General features: G+C 72.4%; 20 protein-coding genes and 1 riboswitch. Of the genes, 8 read left to right on the forward strand and 12 right to left on the reverse strand.

The genetic code is table 11. The annotated features are described in order from the left end of the window. Positions 1-172 precede the first annotated feature (172 nt). Positions 173-1,144, reverse strand: a complete 972-nt coding sequence (locus PV410_RS25300) for a GlxA family transcriptional regulator (RefSeq protein ID WP_500327898.1) — start codon at positions 1,142-1,144, stop codon at positions 173-175. A gap of 247 nt (positions 1,145-1,391) precedes the next feature. Beyond that, positions 1,392-1,551: riboswitch (cobalamin riboswitch) on the forward strand. A 130-nt stretch (positions 1,552-1,681) separates the two neighbouring features. Here PV410_RS25300 and PV410_RS25305 point away from each other — a divergent pair. Together PV410_RS25305 and PV410_RS25310 are read left to right on the forward strand one after the other, a co-directional pair. Next, positions 1,682-4,066, forward strand: a complete 2,385-nt coding sequence (locus tag PV410_RS25305) for a ribonucleoside-diphosphate reductase subunit alpha (RefSeq protein WP_500327900.1) — start codon at positions 1,682-1,684, stop codon at positions 4,064-4,066. Then, a complete protein-coding gene (locus PV410_RS25310; RefSeq protein ID WP_500327901.1) occupies positions 4,066-5,076 on the forward strand; it encodes a ribonucleotide-diphosphate reductase subunit beta in 1,011 nt (336 codons plus the stop codon). Before PV410_RS25305 ends, PV410_RS25310 begins: the two co-directional genes overlap by 1 nt. A 55-nt stretch (positions 5,077-5,131) precedes the next feature. On the opposite strand, the gene PV410_RS25315 is transcribed toward PV410_RS25310, so the two are convergent. The 9 genes from PV410_RS25315 to PV410_RS25355 all read right to left on the reverse strand — a co-directional run bounded on the left by PV410_RS25315 (position 5,132) and on the right by PV410_RS25355 (position 13,212). Then, complete coding sequence (locus PV410_RS25315) at positions 5,132-5,923, reverse strand: hypothetical protein (protein WP_500327902.1); 792 nt, start codon at positions 5,921-5,923, stop codon at positions 5,132-5,134. 66 nt (positions 5,924-5,989) lie between these two features. Beyond that, positions 5,990-6,610 (reverse strand): peptide deformylase, encoded by a 621-nt coding sequence (gene def, locus PV410_RS25320; protein ID WP_500327904.1) that lies wholly within the window; start codon positions 6,608-6,610, stop codon positions 5,990-5,992. A gap of 72 nt (positions 6,611-6,682) precedes the next feature. Then, on the reverse strand, positions 6,683-7,654 hold the full coding sequence (locus PV410_RS25325) for a tetratricopeptide repeat protein (RefSeq protein WP_499513864.1): 972 nt from the start codon (positions 7,652-7,654) through the stop codon (positions 6,683-6,685). Between the two features lie 232 nt (positions 7,655-7,886). Then, on the reverse strand, positions 7,887-9,098 hold the full coding sequence (locus PV410_RS25330) for an HD-GYP domain-containing protein (protein WP_500327906.1): 1,212 nt from the start codon (positions 9,096-9,098) through the stop codon (positions 7,887-7,889). Continuing rightward, positions 9,095-10,396, reverse strand: coding sequence for an HD-GYP domain-containing protein (locus PV410_RS25335; RefSeq protein ID WP_500328041.1), 1,302 nt, complete (start codon positions 10,394-10,396; stop codon positions 9,095-9,097). The genes PV410_RS25330 and PV410_RS25335 overlap by 4 nt, the downstream gene beginning before the upstream one ends. Before the next feature lie 120 nt (positions 10,397-10,516). Then, positions 10,517-10,837 (reverse strand): mycothiol system anti-sigma-R factor, encoded by a 321-nt coding sequence (rsrA, locus tag PV410_RS25340; protein ID WP_499513862.1) that lies wholly within the window; start codon positions 10,835-10,837, stop codon positions 10,517-10,519. Continuing rightward, the gene (locus PV410_RS25345; protein ID WP_375819388.1) at positions 10,834-11,493 is read right to left on the reverse strand and encodes a sigma-70 family RNA polymerase sigma factor; all 660 of its coding nucleotides are present in this window, start codon (positions 11,491-11,493) and stop codon (positions 10,834-10,836) included. The genes rsrA and PV410_RS25345 overlap by 4 nt, the downstream gene beginning before the upstream one ends. A 232-nt stretch (positions 11,494-11,725) precedes the next feature. Beyond that, positions 11,726-12,358 carry an alpha/beta hydrolase family protein gene (locus tag PV410_RS25350; protein ID WP_500328042.1) on the reverse strand — a complete coding sequence of 211 codons (633 nt, stop codon included), beginning with the start codon at positions 12,356-12,358 and terminating at the stop codon, positions 11,726-11,728. Between the two features lie 38 nt (positions 12,359-12,396). Continuing rightward, positions 12,397-13,212: an SOS response-associated peptidase gene (locus tag PV410_RS25355; RefSeq protein WP_500327907.1), complete on the reverse strand. Its 816-nt coding sequence runs from the start codon at positions 13,210-13,212 to the stop codon at positions 12,397-12,399. 54 nt (positions 13,213-13,266) lie between these two features. On the opposite strand from PV410_RS25355, the gene PV410_RS25360 reads away from it, so the two are divergent. The 4 genes from PV410_RS25360 to PV410_RS25375 all read left to right on the forward strand — a co-directional run bounded on the left by PV410_RS25360 (position 13,267) and on the right by PV410_RS25375 (position 16,789). Beyond that, positions 13,267-13,962 (forward strand): M50 family metallopeptidase, encoded by a 696-nt coding sequence (locus PV410_RS25360; protein WP_500327908.1) that lies wholly within the window; start codon positions 13,267-13,269, stop codon positions 13,960-13,962. Positions 13,963-14,048: 86 nt separating this feature from the next. Then, entirely contained in the window at positions 14,049-15,395 is a 1,347-nt protein-coding gene (gene aroA / locus PV410_RS25365; protein ID WP_499513859.1) for a 3-phosphoshikimate 1-carboxyvinyltransferase, read from the forward strand. 3 nt (positions 15,396-15,398) lie between these two features. After that, entirely contained in the window at positions 15,399-16,400 is a 1,002-nt protein-coding gene (rsgA, locus tag PV410_RS25370) for a ribosome small subunit-dependent GTPase A (RefSeq protein WP_499513858.1), read from the forward strand. 65 nt (positions 16,401-16,465) lie between these two features. Continuing rightward, entirely contained in the window at positions 16,466-16,789 is a 324-nt protein-coding gene (locus PV410_RS25375) for a DMT family transporter (RefSeq protein WP_361798116.1), read from the forward strand. Positions 16,790-16,829: 40 nt separating this feature from the next. Here the strand turns inward: PV410_RS25375 and PV410_RS25380 are convergent, their stop codons facing one another. Next, positions 16,830-17,456 carry a TetR/AcrR family transcriptional regulator gene (locus tag PV410_RS25380; protein WP_500327909.1) on the reverse strand — a complete coding sequence of 209 codons (627 nt, stop codon included), beginning with the start codon at positions 17,454-17,456 and terminating at the stop codon, positions 16,830-16,832. Positions 17,457-17,617: 161 nt separating this feature from the next. Between PV410_RS25380 and hisN the strand changes: the two genes are divergently transcribed. Together hisN and PV410_RS25390 are read left to right on the forward strand one after the other, a co-directional pair. Then, positions 17,618-18,415: an FIG domain-containing protein gene (gene hisN / locus PV410_RS25385; RefSeq protein WP_499513856.1), complete on the forward strand. Its 798-nt coding sequence runs from the start codon at positions 17,618-17,620 to the stop codon at positions 18,413-18,415. 142 nt (positions 18,416-18,557) lie between these two features. Beyond that, on the forward strand, positions 18,558-18,947 hold the full coding sequence (locus tag PV410_RS25390) for a CBS domain-containing protein (RefSeq protein ID WP_500327911.1): 390 nt from the start codon (positions 18,558-18,560) through the stop codon (positions 18,945-18,947). A gap of 77 nt (positions 18,948-19,024) precedes the next feature. Here the strand turns inward: PV410_RS25390 and PV410_RS25395 are convergent, their stop codons facing one another. Beyond that, the gene (locus PV410_RS25395) at positions 19,025-20,485 is read right to left on the reverse strand and encodes a catalase (protein ID WP_500327912.1); all 1,461 of its coding nucleotides are present in this window, start codon (positions 20,483-20,485) and stop codon (positions 19,025-19,027) included. Positions 20,486-20,562: the final 77 nt, after the last annotated feature.

Consider the following 20,562-nt stretch of genomic DNA (forward strand, 5'->3'; position numbering starts at 1 on the left):
CCTGCGGGCCCTGAAGGCCCCCGAGGGCGTGGACGAGACCAGCAAGGCCGACTTCACCGCCGACGCCGGCGACCCCGGCGTGCAGAAGGACCTGCCGGTGGGCGCCGGCCACTGACCGCCGCTCCGGCCACGATCGCGGGCCGCCGCCCTGGGACGGGGCGGCGGCCCGTCGTCATGCCGTACGGGCCAGCTCCGGGCAGCGGAAGGTGCGGCGGTACGCCTGAGGGGTGGTGCCCACCCAGCGGGCGAAGTGGTGCCGCAGGGTCGCCGCGTTGCCGAAACCGGCGCGCGCGGCGACGGCGTCCACCGTCTCGTCGGTGCCCTCCAGCAGCTCCCGTGCCAGCAGCACCCGCTGGCCCAGCAGCCAGCGGTACGGCGTCGTGCCGGTCTCCTGCTGGAAGCGGCGCGCGAAGGTGCGCGGCGACATGTGCGCCCGGGCAGCCAGCTCGTCGACGGTGACCTCGCGGTCCAGGTGGCGCTCCATCCACGCCAGGACCTCGCCCACGGTGTCGCAGCGCGTGCGCGGCAGCGGGCGGTCGACGTACTGCGCCTGGCCGCCCTCGCGGTGCGGGGGCACCACCATGCGCCGGGCGATGGCGTTGGCCACGTCGCTGCCCTGCTCCTTGCGGACCAGGTGCAGGCAGGCGTCGATCCCGGCGGCGGTGCCGGCCGAGGTGATCACCGGGTCCTCGTCCACGTACAGCACGTCGGGCTCGACCCGCACCCGGGGGTGACGCCGCGCCAGTTCCTCCGCGTGCCGCCAGTGGGCGGCGCAGCGGCGGCCGTCCAGCAGCCCGGCGGCGGCCAGCACGAAGACCCCCGAGCAGACGCTGAGCACCCGCGCCCCGCGCCCGACGGCGCGGTTCAGCGCCTCCAGCAGCTCCGGCGGGTACTCCCGGCGCACGTAGGAGTCCCCGGCGGGCACCGCGACCAGGTCGGCCTCCTCCAGCCGTTCCAGCCCGTGCCGGGTGCCGATGGTGAACCCGGCGGGCGACGTGAGCGTCGGGCCCTCCGCGGACGCCACGGCGAAGTCGTACGCCGGCAGGCCGTCGTCCGACCTGTCGATTCCGAACACCTCGCAGACCACCCCGAGTTCGAAGGGATGGACACCGTCGAGCAGGACCACGGCCACGTTCTGCAGCATGCGTCCAGGATGGCAGAGGGGCTGCGCGGGCGTGGCAGGATTTCGAGGTAGCACGTCGGTCCTGCCACTCCCGGCGGGGTCACACGAGGAGCACAGTCGAAGGCATGGAAACCTTCCTCGCCACCGTCACCGCACTGGTCTTCTTCCTGGCCCTGGCCCTCGCCGCCCTGACCGGGCACGTCCACGACTCCCGCGACGGCCATGACTGGCACCGGTGAGTCCGTCACTGTGTAACCGCACCGACACAACATCTGGTGGTGTCACGGGCGGGCGCCACTAGATGTATGCTCAACTCCGCTGTCGCCGCAGGGGAAGCCGGTGGGAATCCGGGACTGCCCCGCAACGGTGTGCGGGCGCCTGAAGGCGTGCCCGCGAGTCCGAGTACCTGCCGACGGCACCGTCCGGCGCGCCGTCCGGACGGTGAAGTGTCCGGGCCTCGCGGGTTGGGCCGGCGGACGCGCCGCGGCATGCCCTGGCCTGCCCTGCGTGCGCCCCGTCGCTCCTCCGCGTCGCCGCCGTACGAGGGAGAGAGCACACGTGACCATCGCGCCCGCCGCACCCGCCACCGCATCGGAACCTGCCTCAACCGGAGCCGATCTGCTGCGCGTCCTGACGGAACTGACCGCAGACCTCCCCGACACCGACCCCGGCCGGGTCGCCGCCGCCGCGCTGCGCGGCCGCAGCGCCACGGCGGACGAGGCGGAACTGCGCGGGCTGGCCACCGAGGCCGCCGCCGGGCTGATCGCGGAGGACCCGCAGTACTCGCGGCTCGCCGCCCGCCTGCTCACCCTCGCCGTCGCCGACGAGGCCGCGGGCGAGGGCGCCGTGTCGTTCTCCACGTCCATCGCGGTGGGCCACCGCGAGGGCCTGATCGCCGACGGCACCGCCGCCTTCGTCGCCGAGCACGCCGCGCGGCTGGACGCACTGGTCGACGGCGCGCTCGCCGACGGCGCGGACGACCGCTTCGGCTACTTCGGCCTGCGCACCCTGCACAGCCGCTACCTGCTGCGCCACCCGATCACCCGCCAGGTCATCGAGACCCCGCAGCACTTCATGCTCCGCGTCGCCTGCGGCCTGGCCGAGGACCGCACCGGCCGCTCGGTGGACGAGGTCGCCGCGCTCTACGGCCTGATGAGCCGGCTGGACTACCTGCCCAGCTCCCCCACGCTCTTCAACTCCGGTACCCGGCACCCGCAGATGTCCTCGTGCTACCTGCTGGACTCCCCGCTGGACGAGCTGGACTCGATCTACGGCCGCTACCACCAGGTCGCCCGGCTGTCGAAGCACGCCGGCGGCATCGGCCTGTCGTACTCCCGCATCCGCTCCCGCGGTTCCCTGATCCGCGGCACCAACGGCCACTCCAACGGCATCGTCCCGTTCCTGCGCACCCTCGACGCCTCCGTCGCCGCCGTGAACCAGGGCGGCCGCCGCAAGGGCGCGGCCTGCGTCTACCTGGAGACCTGGCACGCGGACATCGAGGAGTTCCTGGAACTGCGCGACAACACCGGTGAGGAGGCGCGCCGCACCCACAACCTGAACCTGGCGCACTGGATCCCGGACGAGTTCATGCGCCGCGTCGACACCGACGGCACCTGGTCGCTGTTCTCCCCCGCCGACGTGCCCGAGCTGGTCGACCTGTGGGGCGAGGAGTTCGACGCCGCCTACCGCAAGGCCGAGGCCGCGGGCCTGGCCCGCAGGACCCTCCCCGCGCGCGAGCTGTACGGCCGCATGATGCGCACCCTCGCGCAGACCGGCAACGGCTGGATGACCTTCAAGGACGCGTCCAACCGCACCGCCAACCAGACCGCCGAGCCCGGCCGCGTGATCCACTCCTCCAACCTCTGCACGGAGATCCTGGAGGTCACCGACGACGGCGAGACCGCGGTCTGCAACCTCGGCTCGGTCAATCTCGGCGCCTTCGTGGGCGAAGACGGCGGCGCCGGGGAGGAAGCCATCGACTGGGAGCGGCTGGACGCCACCGTCCGCACCGCCGTGACGTTCCTCGACCGCGTGGTGGACATCAACTTCTACCCGACCCGCGAGGCCGCCTCCTCCAACGAGCGCTGGCGCCCGGTGGGCCTGGGCGCGATGGGCCTGCAGGACGTGTTCTTCAAGCTGCGGCTGCCCTTCGACTCCGCCGAGGCCAAGGCCCTGTCCACGAAGATCGCCGAGCGCATCATGCTCGCCGCGTACGAGGCCTCCTGCGACCTCGCCGAGCGCCACGGCCCGCACCCGGCCTGGTCGCAGACCCGCGCCGCCCGCGGCGTGCTCCACCCGGACCACTACGACACCGAGGAGAACTGGCCCGAGCGCTGGGAGGCGCTGCGCGCCCGCGTCGCCGCCACCGGCATGCGCAACTCGCTGCTGCTGGCCATCGCCCCGACCGCCACGATCGCCTCGATCGCGGGCGTGTACGAGTGCATCGAGCCGCAGGTCTCCAACCTCTTCAAGCGCGAGACGCTCAGCGGTGAGTTCCTGCAGGTCAACTCCTATCTGGTGGACGACCTGAAGAAGCTCGGCGTCTGGGACGCGCAGACCCGCGACGCCCTGCGCGAGTCCAACGGCTCCGTCGAGGGCTTCAACTGGATCCCCGCGGACGTCCGCGAGCTGTACCGCACCGCCTGGGAGCTCCCGCAGCGCGCCCTGATCGACATGGCCGCGGCCCGTACGCCGTACCTCGACCAGAGCCAGTCGCTCAACCTCTTCATGGCCGCGCCCACCATCGGCAAGCTCAGCTCGATGTACGCGTACGCCTGGAAGCAGGGCCTGAAGACGACGTACTACCTGCGCTCCCGCCCGGCCACCCGCATCGCCCAGTCCGCCCGCGCGGCGGCCCCCATCCCGCTCCAGCAGACGACGCCCGACGCCGACGCGATCGCCTGCTCCCTTGAGAACCCCGAGTCCTGCGAGGCCTGCCAGTGATGAGCCCCACCAAGAGACTGCTCGACCCGGGCTTCGAGCTGACCCTGCGTCCGATGCGCTACCCGGACTTCTACGAGCGCTACCGCGACGCGATCAAGAACACCTGGACCGTGGAGGAGGTCGACCTCCACTCCGACGTCGCCGACCTCGCCAAGCTCTCGCCCGGCGAGCAGCACATGATCGGCCGTCTGGTCGCCTTCTTCGCCACCGGCGACTCGATCGTGGCCAACAACCTGGTGCTGACCCTGTACAAGCACATCAACTCCCCTGAGGCGCGGCTGTACCTGTCGCGGCAGCTCTTCGAGGAGGCCGTGCACGTCCAGTTCTACCTGACGCTGCTCGACACCTACCTGCCCGATCCCGAGGAGCGCACGGCCGCGTTCGCGGCCGTGGAGAACATCCCCTCCATCCGCGAGAAGGCGCAGTTCTGCTTCCGCTGGATGGACTCGGTGGAGTCCATCGACCGCCTGGAGACCAAGGAGGACCGCCGCCGCTTCCTCCTCAACCTGATCTGCTTCGCGGCCTGCATCGAGGGCCTGTTCTTCTACGGCGCCTTCGCGTACGTCTACTGGTTCCGCTCGCGCGGCCTGCTGCACGGGCTCGCCACCGGCACCAACTGGGTGTTCCGCGACGAGTCGATGCACATGGACTTCGCCTTCCACGTCGTCGACACCGTCCGCGCGGAGGAGCCCGAGCTCTTCGACGAGGAGATGGGCAAGCAGGTCACCGCGATGCTGGAGGAGGCCGTCGAGGCGGAGCTCCAGTTCGCCCGCGACCTGTGCGGCGACGGCCTGCCCGGCATGAACACCGACTCCATGCGCGCGTACCTGCAGTGCGTCGCCGACCAGCGACTGGTCCGCCTCGGCCTGCCGGCCCGCTACGGCTCGGAGAACCCGTTCTCCTTCATGGAGCTGCAGAACGTCCAGGAGCTGACCAACTTCTTCGAGCGCCGCGCCTCCGCCTACCAGGTGGCGGTCGAGGGCTCGGTCTCCTTCGACGACGATTTCTGATCCGCGCCGCGGGATGCACGAACGAGGGGGCCCGGCCGGCCGGGCCCCCTCGCCGTCACTTCAGGGCGACCGCGTCGGCGGCCGAGGTCACCTGGGCCGTCGTGGTCGTGCCCGGGAAGAACCAGCGCCAGCTGCCCGCCGCGGTGGCGGTCACCTTGGTGCTCAGCGAGCCGTTGCTGCTCGTGGTCGCCGTCTTGACGGTGCTCCACTTCGTGGAGCCCGCCTTCTTGAACTGCAGCTTCACGGGCTGCCCCGCGTAGCCCCAGTACTTCAGGCTCTGCCAGCTCGCCCGCGTGAGCTTGCCCTTGACGGTGAGCTTGCCGCCCTTGGCGACCGGCTCCGGGCCCGCGTCGGTGGTGAGCACCGAGGCGCGCTTCACCTTGAACCGGGCGATGTTGTCGCTGATCCAGTAGTCACGGTCGTTCGCGTTCACCGTGGCGTTGACCTGCCAGACGCCCGCGACCTGGTTGGCGTTCCAGCCCTCGATCCCGCCTTCGCCGTACGGCCGGATCCACTCCGGGTGGATCGTCATCGTGGCCGTGCACACCGACGTGGTGGCGCTCTTATTCTCGCAGCGGGTGCCGGTCCAGTCGACGGGTCCGAACCCGTTCTTCGTGTTGAAGGCGCTCACGTGCGAGACCTTCTTGATCCCCGAGTTGTCCCTGATCGTCATGGCGACCGGGAACTCGACGGTCTTCTTCGTCCCGACGATCACATTGGTGCCGTGGTCCACCACGGTCTTGATGACCCGGATGTCCCCCCGCCCCTCGGCGTGCGCGGCCGGCGCCGTCAGGACCACCATCGCCGCAGCACCCGCCGCCGCGGCCGTCAGCGCTCTGTGTCGCATGTCCCTCCCCTGCTCGTCCCCGGCGCGATCATGCCGGGGGACGAACAGGTTAACGGCAGGAACCGATCAGTCGTTCGGGACGGTCTCGTACTTCGGCGTCAGCTCCGCCATCTGCTTCAGCGCGTCCTTGCGGTCCCGCTTGGAGAGCCGGTCGATGTAGAGGTACCCGTTGAGGTGGTCGGTCTCGTGCTGCAGGCAGCGCGCGAAGAAGCCCTTGCCCTCGATGACGACGTCGTTGCCGTGCAGGTCCTGGCCGCGGCAGACCGCGTAGTCGGGGCGCGGCAGTTCGGCGTAGGCGCCCGGCACGGACAGGCAGCCCTCGTTGCCGTCGTCCAGGACGCGGCGCTCGGCGGGGAGGTCGTCGACGACGGGGTTGACCACGTGGCCGACGTGGCGGACGCCGTCGTCGTCCGGGCAGTCGTACACGAAGACCCGCAGGGGCACGCCGATCTGGTTGGCGGCGAGGCCGACACCCTCGGCGGCGCGCTGGCTGGCGAACATGTCGTCGATCAGCGTGGCCAGCTCGTCGTCGAAGGACGTCACCGTCTTGCACGGCTGGTGCAGCACCGGGTTGCCGACGACCGTGATGGGGCGGGCGGTGCCGCGCTCGCGGTGGGCGGCCTCACGCTCCTCCGCGTCCGTCACGTCGTCGGTGAATGCGGTCTGCTCGGTCTCCTGCTGCGACATGGTCCGTCGTACGCCTTCCTGGGGCTTCTCCAAAGCTCAATAGCCCATCAAGGGTACGTGCCCGCGACGGTGTCAGCAGACCTCTTCGAGATCACGCCAGTCCCGGGTGTCCGGACTGTCGGCGACCCAGCTGTCCAGCAGCCCGCGCACCAGGCCGACCGGGGCGGCGATGCCGCACTCGCGCTCGGGGGCCCACAGGGCGCCGGGGGTGCGGTGGCTGAGGTGGCCCGGGTGGCCCGGTTCGCCCTGGTCGTGCGGGTCGCGGGAGGCGTCGGAGCCGTCGTCGGTCGGCATGCGGCTCTCGGAGCAGGTGCGGCAGAGCAGCCGTACGGAGGACGACCAGTCCTCGGCCGCGTACCCGGCGTCGGCGGCGAGCTGCTCCAGGGCGTCGCGGTCCGACTCGGTCGCCGCCTCCAGCAGGACGAGCCAGGTCGGCACCGGCGAGGGCGCCCACAGCTCGATCTCGTCGAAGACGGGGTACGTGGCGCCGCCGGCGGTGCGCCGCTCGCCGTGCGGGACGCCGTCGTGGAGCACGACCTCGCCCCAGCGGCGGCCGGAGGACGGCAGCGGGATGCTCAGCACCTCGATGCGGGCCGGGTCGATCCGGCGGCCCCAGACCACCTCGGCCTCGCCCTCCGGGGAGAGCCGCACCGCCGAGCTGCCCAGCTCCATCTCGACGGGGCCGGTCCCTGACGCGTCGGGCCGCAGCCCGTACGCCTGCCAGGCGCGGCGGGCGAGCGGCCAGTCCTGCAGGGCGGTGGCGGCGATGCCGACGTTCCACCAGTCGGGGGCGCCGGGCGCGCGGTCCAGCAGGGCGACGGCCCGCAGACCGGTGGTGCGGGCCTGCTCCCAGTCGTGCCGGAACTTGTGCAGCAGCGCGAGGTTGTACCAGGACTCCGAACGCCAGGGCTCCAGGTCGGCCGCACGGATCAGCAGCGCACCGGCGTCCTCGTACCGTCCGTCGCTGATCAACGTGAACGCACGGTCGGTCGCCTGCCGCCACGTGGCGGAGGGCCGGTGCCGTGCCCTGCCGAAGATCCTCAAGGTGTCCCGCCTGCCGTTCGCTTTCGCTGGTGCCCCACGGTGCCCCGTCCGTCCCCCCACGTCCCGTGCTCAGCGGTGCTCATCAGTCCTCCTTGCCATCGGCAGGGCCTGTCACACACGGCCGGGCGCGTCGGTTTGGCAGCATCGCCGCCATGGTGCGCCTCTTGAGCGCTCTGCGCCCCTGCGGGCATCCAACCATGCCCCTTGGTGCGCCCGCTCATTACCGGTGGGTTCACTGCCCGGCCCGGGCAACGACCCTGGTCAGCGCCTCGACCACGCGAGGGTCGTATTCGTGCGCGGTATCGAGGCGTAACCGCTCCAGCGCCTGCAGCCCCCGGCCCACGGCGGTGCCGCCTCCGGCCAGGTCCTCGTAGGCGTTGGCCGTACGCACGATGCGTCCCGCGAGCGGTTGCTCCCGGTACGGATCGGCCTGTCCCTCCACGATCCGCGCGACTTCCTCGGGGGCACCCGTCCGGCGTACGACCTCCGCGCCGAGCAGGGCGATGCGGCGGCGTTCCACCTGATCGAGGGACGAGGTGGCACCGCCGGGCACGGGGTCGACGAGGGAGAGCTGGCCGATGTCGTGCATCAGCGCGGCGTGCTCCAGGGCCGCCAGCGACCGTCCGCCCAGGCCGAGTTCCCGCCCCATGGCGTGGCTGAGCTCGCTGACCCGGCGGGCGTGCCCCACCGGGGTGTAGCCGGCGACCTCGGTGGCCCTGGCCAGTGAGGCGATGGTCTCCCGATGGGTGGCCCGGATCGCCGCGTGCCGCCGGAAGGCCGTCTGCGTCAGCAGCAGCGGCACCCCGCACACGGGCAGCGCCCACAGCCCGGCCGCCTGCTCGGCCTGCGCCAGCACGACCCCGCCGGCGCACACGGCGGAGCCGACGCCCGGCAGGACGGCCAGTTCGTCGCGGAGGACGGAGGCGAAGGGATGCCCGGTGCGGGCGGCGCCCAGCACGGCGGCCAGCACGGCGTCGCACAGGATCGTGCTGGCCAGCAGGAGGACGGCGTAGCCCGGATGGCCGCCGCTGCCGCCGTAGAGCGGCTGCCCGGTCGCCGCGGCGAACGCCACCGTCAGCACGCGCCGCACCGCCGCGTCCCGTGGCGCGCCCCTCAACTGCCCGGCGATCACCGCGGCGGCGGAGACCGCCACCACCACCTCCACCGCCTCGGCCGCGAGCAGCGCGTACGCCAGGGCCCCGGCGAAGGCGACGGGGGCGGCCTCCCGTCCCTCTGGCTCCGGGATCCGGAAGGCCTCGCCGACGACGACCAGCGCCCCGAACGCGGCGGCCGCCGCGGGATCGGCGACGCCGTGCGACGCCGTCCAGACCAGGGCGGCGCCGCCCACGGCGAGCGCCACCCCGTGGACGGCGAGCACGACCAACGGCGTGCGTCTGCGCCGGCGCCGGTGGTCGCCGCCTCCGCGGCGTCCGGAGGCGCTCACGGGCGCGGCTCGAAGGTACGGCCGGGCGGGGCCTCGCGGCGGGCGTGGCGCCGGGTCTGCGCGGGGGCGAAGGGTTCCGGCTCGTCGGCGGTGACCGCCGGGTTCCAGCCGTCCCGCCGGACGGCGCGGATCAGGGCCTGCACCATGAGGGGGTCGAAGTGGCTGCCGGCGCAGCGGCGCAGCTCCCCCAGCGCGTCGTCGACTCCGCGGGTGGCCTGGTAGGCCCGCGTGGAGGTCATCGCGTCGAAGGCGTCCGCCACGGCCACCAGCCGCGCCGAGGACGGGATGGCCTCGCCGGCCAGGCCGTACGGGTAGCCCGATCCGTCGAGGCGTTCGTGGTGGTGGAGGATCGCGGTGCGGGCGTCGTCGAGGAAGGCGATGCCGCGCACCATCTCGTGGCCGTAGCCGGGGTGCAGCTCGATGATCCGCCGCTCCTCGGGGGTGAGCGGGCTGTCCTTGCGCAGCACCCGGGTGGGCACCCCCAGCTTGCCGATGTCGTGCAGGATGCCGGCCAGCCGCAGGGCCTCCACCCGCTCGGGCGGCAGTCCGATCTCGCGGGCGATCAGTGCCGACGCCCGGCCGACGCGCTCGCTGTGGCCCCGGGTGTAGCGGTCCTTGATCTCCACGGCCTGCACCAGCGCCCGCACCGTCGCCTGGTGCGCGGCCCGCTCGCGGCGCGCCTGCCCGACGACCCAGCGGGCGATGTGCGTCGGCAGCAGGGCGAGGACCGCGGCCACGGCCCCGTACGGGCCCTGCCAGAGCACCGCGGCCATGAGCCCCACCAGGCCGTAGGTGAGGTGTGGGGCGAGCGGTTCGAGCAGGGCCTCCCGAAGGGCCACGGCCGGGGCGGTGCGCTCGGCGGTGATCAGCACGCCGGCGGTGAGGGCGGCGGAGTAGAGGCAGAAGGCGAGGACGGCCGCCAGTGCGGGCACCAGCAGTCCCGGCAACCGCGCGAAGTCGCCTTCCCCGAAGGCGTCCCGGACCTGGGCTGCGGCGGCGGTGGCCAGGGCGAGCTGCGCGGCGTGCCAGACCCGGCGCACCGGGCCCGGCTCGCCCCGGACCGGCGCGAGGAGGCCACCGGGCACGGCGACGAGTGCGGCCGCGCCCGGGGGAAGCAGGAGCGCGGCCGCGAAGAGCACCGGGGGCAGGGACGCCCCCGTCCGTTCCCCTGCCGCGTAGACCACCGCCAGCACGGCCGCGGTCGCCCAGGGAGTGCCCTCGTGGGGGCCGGTGACGAGGGCGCCGCACGCCGACACCACGACGAGCGGGATGTACACCCGCGCCGCCGCGGGGAGCATCCCGACCGTCCGCTTCGCACGCACCCCACAGAGGCTAGGGGCACGGCCGTCGCGCGGTGGGCGAGCGGCCGCGATTCCCGCCTTCGGGTGATCCCGGGTGGCTTGCCTGTACGGGCTGCGTCAGCCGGCCGGGAAACCGGTCGGCGTGCTGCCGCCGTCCGCGGGCTCCGGCACCGGCGCCACCTCGCCCGCGCGGATCAGCTCGATCCGCGTGAGCACCTTGGACCGCAGGTCCGTGGGCACGTCGTCGTGCCCGCAGCAGCGCTTGACCAGCTTCTTGACGGCCTGCTCGAGGCCGTACTTCTCCAAGCAAGGGTGGCACTCGTCGAAGTGCTGCTTGAACTTGGCGCAGGCGTCGTCGGACATCTCGTTGTCCAGGTACTCGTAAAGGTGTTCGAGTACCTCGGAGCAGTCCGTCTCATGCGGGTTGCCGCAGCTCATGTGCCCGAGCCCTTCTCATCTCCCGCGCCCGCCGGGACGAGCCCGCGCTCCCGCGCGTAGTCCTCCAGCAACGAACGCAGCTGCCGCCGCCCCCGGTGCAGACGGGACATCACCGTACCGATGGGGGTTCCCATGATGTCGGCGATCTCCTTGTAGGCAAAGCCCTCGACGTCCGCGAGATAGACCGCGATCCGGAATTCCTCCGGGATCGCCTGCAGCGCCTGCTTCACGTCCGAGTCGGGAAGGTGGTCCAGGGCCTGGGACTCGGCGGAGCGCAGACCCGTCGACATGTGCGACTCGGCGCGGGCCAGCTGCCAGTCCTCGATCTCCTCCGTACCGCTGCGCTGGGGCTCGCGCTGCTTCTTGCGGTAGGAGTTGATGAAGCTGTTGGTGAGGATGCGGTACAGCCACGCCTTCAGGTTGGTGCCCTCACGGAACTGGTGGAACGACGCGTACGCCTTCGCGTACGTCTCCTGCACCAGGTCCTCGGCATCGGCCGGGTTGCGGGTCATGCGCAGCGCCGCCGAGTACATCTGGTCCAGGTACTCCAGGGCGTCCCGCTCGAAGCGCGCGCTGCGCTCGACGTCGGACTCCGGAGCCACCTGCACCTCAGGCACCTCGGACGGGCTGTCGTCGTTGCCGCTGACCGGACCCACCTCCTCCACGACGGTCACGGGGCCGTAAGCGGACCCCACGCCATCGGAGGATATCCCGGGCGGGATCGGCGCGCTGTTCCTGTCCGCCCCGCCCATCGCCGGCCACTCCGGCCACGACAGGTAGGGCGCCTCGGCACGGGCGCGGCACTCGGCTCTGACCATCCGGCTGCCTTCCTCACTGTGCGTACGTTCTTTCGCGTGGACGCCTCGCACAACACGGGTCGCGCACCGCTCATTCCCGAAGCGGGGGCAGTTCCTCCAGCCAGCCCAGCACCGCGTCCGTGATGACGCTGAGTGCTGCCTCCTGGGTGAGGTCGGCGGACTTCGGCACGGCGAACCCGTGGTCGCCGTACGGCACCTCGACCGGCTCGTGCCCCTCCGGGAACTCGTCGGGGCGGCCGAAGGGGTCGCGCCCGCCCTGCAGGGCCAGGACCGGCACCCCGGCGCCCGTCAGCTCGCCGGCCCGGGACTTCTCCGGCCTGCCCGGGGGGTGCAGCGGGAAGGACAGCGCCAGCACCGCGACCGCGCCCAGTTCCACCGCCGTACGGCAGGCGACGCGGGCCCCCGCGCTGCGGCCGCCGGCGACGACCGGCAGGCCGGGCCGGGCCAGTGCGGGCCACAGCGCCGTCCACGCGGTGTCCAGGGTCTTCGGTGCGGGCGCCACCTTCTTGCCGGCCACCCGCCATGGCTGCGCCACCAGCGCGACCGTCCAGCCGCGCGGCGGCAGGGCAGCGGCCAGGGCCTGCAGGTCACGGGCCTCGACGCCGCCTCCCGCACCGTGGCCCAGCGCCACGACGGCGCGCGGCCGGCGGGCCCCGTGCCAGGTGACGCGGGCGTCCCCCACGGGCGTCGGCACGGTCTCCATGATCTCGCTCACAGCGGCCAGTCTGGCACCGCGGGCGGTCAGAACAGCGTCGCCTCCTCGGGCGCCTCGATCGGCTCGACCAGCTCCGGCCCGTTGTTGCGGACGTTGCTCACCTCGGTGCGCACGGGGTACGCGCGCAGCAGGCCGGGCCGCGGCGGCACGAGCAGGCCGCGCAGGTCCGCGACGTCGGTGCGCGCGGGGTCGAGCCAGTCGTCCCAGTGCTCCGGGGTGATCCACAGCGGCATGCGCGGGTGGATCTCGGCCAGGGAGCGCGGGCCGCCGGGGCGCTCGTCGGCGTCGGCGAAGGGCTTGGTCTCGGCCTCGGTGGTGATGACGGTGCAGGTGACCCACCAGGCGCGCGGGTGCTCGTCGGGCAGGGTGCGGTCGCGCCAGAACTCGTACAGCCCGGCCATCGCGAAGACGGAGCCGTCGACGGGGGTGACGAAGTACGGCTGCTTGCGGGACCGCTTCTTCCTCCCCTCCTCCTCCAGCTGCCGCTCGTCCTTGCCGGTGACCCACTCGAAGTAGCCGTCGGCGGGCAGCAGGCAGCGGCGTGAGGCGAAGGGGCGCCGATAGGAGGACTTCTCGTGCACGGTCTCGGCACGGGCGTTGATCATCTTCACGCCGACGTCGGGCGTCCTGGCCCAGCTCGGCACCAGCCCCCAGCGCAGGGTGCGCAGCTGGCGCACGATCTCGCCGGTCTCCTTGTCGGGCCGCTCCAGCACCGCGTAGGTGCTGTCGGTCGGCGCGACGTTCCAATTGGGGTCCAGAGCCTCGGTGGGATCCCATTTCCGCACGTCGAAGAGCCCGACGAGATCCTCGGGCCCCCGGCTCGCTGCATATCGACCGCACATGAGTGCCAGATTGCCACGGCGCGGACACAGCAGGCCGTCGTATGGTGCGGAACCGTGCAGCTCTTCGACTCCATCTTCGGCACCCAGCCCGCGCCCTCCCCCTGGCTGGTCGGCGCCACGGCGGCCGTCGCCCTCGCCGCGGTGCTGCCGCACGTCCTGTGGCGGCTGTCCCGCAACGCGATCACGATCGCCCACGAAGGCGGCCACGGCCTGGTCGCCCTGCTGTCCGGACGCCGTCTGCAGGGCATCCGGCTGCACTCGGACACCTCGGGCCTGACCGTCTCCCGCGGCAAGCCGTACGGCCTCGGCATGATCCTCACCGCGGCGGCCGGCTACACCGCGCCGTCCCTGCTGGGCCTCGGCGGGGCCCTGCTGCTCGCGGCGGGGCACATCACGGCACTGCTGTGGGGGGCGACGGCCCTGCTGCTGGTGATGCTGGTGATGATCAGGAACGCGTACGGGGTGCTGACCGTCTTCGTGACCGGCGGCCTCTTCCTGCTGGTGTCCTGGCTGACCGAGCCCGGGGTCCAGGCGGCCTTCGCCTACCTGGTGGTGTGGTTCCTGCTGTTCGGGGGCGTACGGCCGGTCCTGGAGCTCCAGCGCAAGCGGCGCGGTGGTGCGGCGCCCGGATCGGACGCGGACCAGCTGGCCCGGCTGACGCACACCCCGGCGGCACTGTGGATGCTGTTGTTCTACGCGGTGGCGCTGCTGTCGCTGTTCGGCGGCGGCCGCTGGCTGGTGGGTCTGTAGGCCTTGCGAGCGGGTATCTGTTTCCTTCAGGTTTCGTCCGCTTTGTGAGCGATTCGCCTTCTCCTTGAGCCACTACGCTGGGGGTCATGACCGGTAACCCCGCGCACACCGCCCTGTGGCCCGCGCCGCTCGCGTCCGCCCCCGTCCAGGCGACGGTCACCGTGCCCGGATCCAAGTCGGTCACCAACCGCGCCCTGGTGCTCGCTGCGCTCGCCTCCGAGCCGGGCTGGCTGCGCCGCCCGCTGCGCAGCCGCGACACCGTGCTGATGGCCGACGCGCTGCGCACCATGGGCGTCCAGATCGACGAGGTGGTCAATCCCTACGGCGGCGAGGCCTGGCGGGTCATCCCGGCGGGGCTGCACGGTCCGGCCTCCGTCGACGTCGGCAACGCCGGCACCGTGATGCGGTTCCTGCCGCCGGTCGCCGCGCTCGCCGACGGCCCGGTGCACTTCGACGGCGACCCGCGCAGCCACGAGCGCCCGCTGAACGGGGTCATCGACGCGCTGCGCACCCTGGGCGCCCGCATCGACGACGAGGGCCGCGGCGCGCTGCCGCTGACCGTGCACGGCGGCGGGGCGCTGGACGGCGGCCCGGTGTCGGTCGACGCGTCCTCGTCCTCCCAGTTCGTCAGTGCCCTGCTGCTGTCCGGCCCCCGCTTCAACCAGGGTGTCGAGGTGCGGCACACCGGCCCGACGCTGCCGTCGCTGCCGCACATCAAGATGACCGTGGAGATGCTGCGGCACGCCGGGGCCAAGGTCGACACCCCGGAGAACGGCGGCGAGCCCGACGTGTGGCGGGTCGACGCCGGCGCGCTGCTCGGCGTCGACCTCACCGTCGAGCCGGACCTCTCCAACGCCCAGCCCTTCCTCGCCGCCGCGCTGGTCACCGGCGGCCGTGTGGTCATCCCCGACTGGCCGCGGCGCACCACCCAGCCCGGTGACGCGCTGCGCGAGCTGTTCACCCGGATGGGCGGTTCGTGCGAGCTGACGGACACGGGCCTGGTCTTCACCGGATCCGGCCGGATCCACGGCATCGACGCCGACCTGTCGGACGTCGGCGAACTCACGCCCGGCATCGCGGCGGTCGCCGCGCTCGCCGACTCCGAGTCCGTGCTGCGTGGCGTGGGGCACCTGCGTCTGCACGAGACCGACCGGCTGGCCGCGCTGAGCAAGGAGATCAACGAGCTCGGCGGCGACGTCACCGAGACCGAGGACGGACTGCGCATCCGGCCGCGGCCGCTGCGCGGCGGCGTCTTCCACACCTACGAGGACCACCGGCTGGCCACCGCGGGCGCCGTCCTGGGCCTCGCCGTGGACGGCGTCCGGGTCGAGAACGTCGCGACCACCGGCAAGACCCTCCCCGACTTCCCCGAGATGTGGACGGCCATGCTGGGCACGGCACCGGCGGCCTCCGCGTCCCCCGTGCGGGCCTGAACCATGCGGCGCTACGGCAAGCACACCGACGAGGACGACGTCCGGGTCCGCCCGAACCGCAAGGGCAACCGCCCCCGCACCAGCATCCGGCCCAAGCACGAGGACGCCGAGGAGGGCTTCGTCCTCACCATCGACCGCGGCCGCATCACCTGCCTCGTCGAGGACCGCACGGTCACCGCGATGAAGGCCCGCGAACTGGGTCGCAAGGGCATCGCGGTCGGCGACCGGGTCGGCATCGTCGGCGACCTGTCCGGCGAGAAGGACACGCTGGCGCGCATCGTGCGCGTCGAGGAGCGCAGCTCGGTGCTGCGCCGCACCGCCGACGACACCGATCCGTACGAGCGGGTCGTCGTCGCCAACGCCGACCGGCTCGCCATCGTCACCGCCCTCGCCGACCCCGAGCCGCGCCCCCGGCTCATCGACCGCTGCCTGGTGGCGGCGTACGACGCCGGGCTCGAGCCGCTGCTGGTGCTCACCAAGTCCGATCTCGCCTCGGCGGAAACGCTGCTGGAGACGTACGCGCCCCTGGGCGTCCCCTACGTCGTCACCAGCCACGAGCACTTCGACGCCGACGCGACGGCGGCCGTCCGCGAGCACCTCAAGGGCCGGATCACCGCCTTCGTCGGCCACAGCGGCGTCGGGAAGACCACCCTGGTCAACGCCCTGGTGGAGCGTCAGCGCGCGACCGGCCTCGTCAACGCGGTCACCGGACGGGGCAGGCACACCACCACCTCGGCGCTCGCGCTGCCGCTCAGCGGCGCGGAGGGCTGGGTCATCGACACCCCGGGGGTGCGCTCCTTCGGCCTCCACCACGTCGATCCGTCCCGGGTCATCCACGCCTTCCCCGACCTGGAGCCGGGCACGGAGGACTGTCCGCGGGCCTGCAGCCACGACGAACCCGACTGCGCGCTGGACGCCTGGGTCGCCGACGGGCACGCGGAACCCGCCCGGTTGTTCTCGCTGCGGCGGCTGCTCGCGACGCGTGAGCGCAAGGAAGGGGACTGAGACCCCATTTCCGGGCATGCTGTGTGATGATCGCTCATCGACAGACGGAAACGGGAGGGCGTTCGATGGCCTGGCTCCTCGTGGTGGTCGCTGGACTCCTCGAAACCGGCTTCGCGGTCTGCCTCAAGCTCTCCCACGGGTTCACCCGTCTGTGGCCGACCATCGCGTTCTGCGCCTTCGCGCTCGGCAGCTTCGGCCTGCTCACGCTCGCCCTGAAGAAGCTGGACGTCGGGGCCGCGTACGCGGTGTGGACGGGCATCGGGGCGTCCGGGACCGCGATCTACGGCATGGCCTTCCTCGGCGACGTCGTCTCGACCCTGAAGCTGATCTCCATCAGCCTGGTCGTCCTGGGCGTCATCGGGCTCCAGCTCTCCGGCTCCACCCATTGACCGCCCCGGCCGGTCCGCACCGGGGGCCGGGCCGCGCCCGTCACCAGCCGCGCTGGAGCAGCCCCCGGACCAGCCGGGCGACCCGCCGGCACGCCTCCTCGTCGGAGGCCGCGGGCGCGACGACGTAGGAGACGGTGACACGCACCGCGGCCTCGCAGGCCCAGTCGGCCTCGGCCCGGTCGAGTCTGGGGAAGCGCCGCCCCAGTACGGTCGCTGCGCGCGCCCGGAAGCCGTCGAGGAGTTCGGCCGGGGCGAGCGGGGCGTCGTCCCCCCGCTGCCGCCGGCCCGGCAGCCGCGGCACCGGCACCGGCACGACGGCCGCCGCCGGGACCCGGTCCCCGCGGCAGCCGGTGAGGACCGCGCGCACCAGCGGGCTGCGGCGGGCACTGTGCAAGGTCCAGGCGGTCGCGGCGGCGAAGCAGTCGCCGGCGTCGGCGCCCTGCCGCCCGGCGGCGTCCAGGGCGCGCTCCACGCCCGCCAGGAACGCCTCCGCCTCACGCCTCGCCAGGGCTCTCGCGAGCCCCTCCTTGGTGCCGAACTCGTTGTAGAGGGTCTGCCGCGACACCCCGGCCGTGGCCGCGACGTCGACCATCCTGATCGTCGCCCACGAGCGGTCGCCCAGTGCGGACAGCGCCGCGTCCAGGAGTGATTCACGCGCTGTCGGCACGATCGCCTCCAAGCGGTCTCAAGCGGGTCTCAAGCGGTCTCCACCGGTACCGGGCGGCCTCAGGGGGCCGTGGGCCAGAATTGACGGGCCGTCGGTCCGTGTCAACCCTCCCCGCGCACCCTGCGTGACCTCGACCTGCCGCGATCGATACTGTTCGCTCCATGCCGGACTTCAACGACGATCTGCGCCTGGCGCACATCCTTGCCGACGCCGCCGACGCCGCCACCATGGAGCGCTTCAAGTCCCTGGACCTCAAGGTCGAGACCAAGCCCGACATGACGCCGGTCAGCGAGGCGGACAAGCGCGCCGAGGAACTGATCCGCAGTCAGCTCGGGCGGGCCAGGCCGCGCGACGCCGTGCTCGGCGAGGAGTACGGCACGGAGGGCAGCGGTCCGCGCCGCTGGATCGTCGACCCGATCGACGGCACCAAGAACTACGTCCGCGGGGTGCCCGTGTGGGCCACCCTGATCGCGCTCATGGTGCGGGGGGAGCGGGGCGACGAGGGCGTGGTCGGCATGGTGTCCGCGCCCGCCCTGGGGCGCCGCTGGTGGGCGGTGAAGGGTGGCGGGGCGTACACCGGGCGCAGCCTGTCCTCGGCCACGCGGCTGCGGGTGTCGCAGGTCAGCCGGCTGGCGGACGCCTCCTTCGCGTACTCCTCGCTGAGCGGCTGGGAGGAGCAGGGCCGCCTGGACGGCTTCCTCGACCTGACCCGGTCCTGCTGGCGGACGCGCGCCTACGGTGACTTCTGGCCCTACATGATGGTCGCCGAGGGCGCCGTGGACATCTGCGCCGAGCCCGAACTGAGCCTGTGGGACATGGCGGCGAACGAGGTGATCGTGCGCGAGGCCGGAGGGCGCTTCACCAGCCTGGACGGGACCGCGGGACCGTACGGCGGGAACGCGGCGGCGTCCAACGGGCTGCTGCACGAGGACATGCTCGACTTCCTGAACCGCCCGTAATCGACCGACCCCTCACACTACCGATCACCCTCCGCGCGCCCCTTGCTGCGGACCGCGGCGCATGTGAACATGAGAATGCGTGAGCTTGTGCATTTGTGAAACGGTTCTCAAGACGGCCACGACGCAGCCCGAGGGGTATCCCATGCTCGTACGCGACGCCATGAGCACGGTCGTTCTCACGGTCGGTCCCGCCCACACCCTCCGCCAGGCCGCCCGGCTGATGTCCGCCCGACGGGTGGGCGCGGCGGTGGTACTCGATCCCGACACCTGCGGTCTCGGCATCCTGACCGAGCGCGACATCCTCAACGCCATCGGTGCGGGGCTCGACCCCGACCTCGAACTCGCCGCCGCCCACACCACCACCGACGTGGTCTTCGCCGCGCCCCAGTGGACCCTCGAAGAGGCGGCCGCCGCGATGGTACGCGGCGGCTTCCGGCACCTGGTGGTGCTGGACGACCGCAACCCGGTCGGCATGGTCTCCGTACGCGACATCGTGCGCTGCTGGCAGCCTGCGCGCGCCCTGGCCGGCTGACGGCCCGGACATGGATCGGAGGGGACCGGGTGCCTGGACGCACCCGGTCCCCTCCGGGTCTGTGGGACGGACGCCCGTCAGCCGCGCAGGGCTTGGACGGCGGCCTCCAGCCGCTTGCCGAACTCCTCGTCGGCACGGCGGAAGTTGCCGATCGCGCGCTCGGCGATGTCGTCGCGCGACACCTTGGCGATGAATCCGGAGAGGTTGGCGACCAGGCGCTCCTTCTCCTCCTGCGACATCAGCCGGTAGAGGTTGCCGGCCTGCACGAAGTCGTCGTCCTCGGCGTGCGAAGGCGCCTCGTGGTTGCCGGCGTACCCGGCGACCGCGGTGGCCGACCACAGGGGACGGCCGGTCTGCGCCGGGCCGCCGAAGCTGTTCGGCTCGTAGTTCCTGGCCCCGCCGTGGCGGCCGTCGTAGAGCGCGCCGTCGCGCCCGTGGGTGCGCGCCTCGGTCGCGTGCGGGCGGTTCACCGGCAGGTGGTCGGCGTTGATGCCGACGCGGTAGCGGTGGGCGTCGCCGTAGGCGAAGAGCCGGCCCTGCAGCATCTTGTCCGGGGACGGGCCGATGCCGGGCACGAAGTGCGCCGGGGAGAAGATCGACTGCTCGACCTCGGCGAAGATGTTCTGCGGGTTGCGGTTGAGTTCCAGCCTGCCGATCTCGATCGGCGGGTAGTCCTCGTGCGGCCACACCTTGGTGAGGTCGAACGGGTTGAAGCGGTAGGCCGCCGCCTCGGCCGCGGGCATGATCTGCACCTGCACGGTCCAGCTCGGGAACTCGCCGCGCTCGATGGCCTCGCGCAGGTCGCGCTGGTGGGAGTCCGGGTCCTCACCGGCGAGCCGGTTGGCCTCCTCCTGGGTGAGGTTCCTGATGCCCTGGTCGGTCTTGAAGTGGTACTTGACCCAGAAGACCTCGCCGGCCTCGTTGTTCCACTGGTAGGTGTGCGAGCCGTAGCCGTTCATGTGGCGGTAGCTCGCCGGGATGCCGCGGTCACCGAACAGCCAGGTCACCTGGTGCGTCGACTCGGGTGACAGCCCCCAGAAGTCCCAGACGTTGTCCGCCTCCTGGGAGCCGGTGTACGGGTCGCGCTTCTGGGTGTGGATGAAGTCGGGGAACTTGATGGCGTCCTTGATGAAGAACACCGGGGTGTTGTTGCCGACGAGGTCGTAATTGCCCTCCTCGGTGTAGAACTTCAGCGCCCAGCCGCGCGGGTCGCGCACCGCGTCCGCCGCGCCCAGGTTGCCGGCGACGGTGGAGAACCGCAGGAAGGTCTCGGTCTGCTTGCCGACCTCGGAGAGGAACTTCGCCCGCGTGTACTTCGTCACGTCGGCGGTCACCGTGAAGGTGCCGTAGGCGCCGGCGCCACGGGCGTGCACCACGCGCTCCGGGATGCGCTCGCGGTTGAAGTGGGCGAGCTTCTCCAGCAGCTGCTGGTCCTGGACCAGGACCGGTCCCCCGGGGCCCGCGGTCTCGCTGTTCTGGTTGTCCGCGACCGGGGCGCCCGCCTCCGTGGTCAGCGGGCCGGTCTCCTGAACCGTCACGTGCTTCTCCCTGGGTTGGTGCTGTGCCGTGGCTTACGCCGGAAGCGATCCTACGATAGACAGAGTCCAAGTCAAGA

The organism is Streptomyces sp. PA03-5A (genome assembly GCF_033792725.1).
In the GTDB taxonomy this organism is placed as follows: Bacteria; Actinomycetota; Actinomycetes; order Streptomycetales; family Streptomycetaceae; genus Actinacidiphila.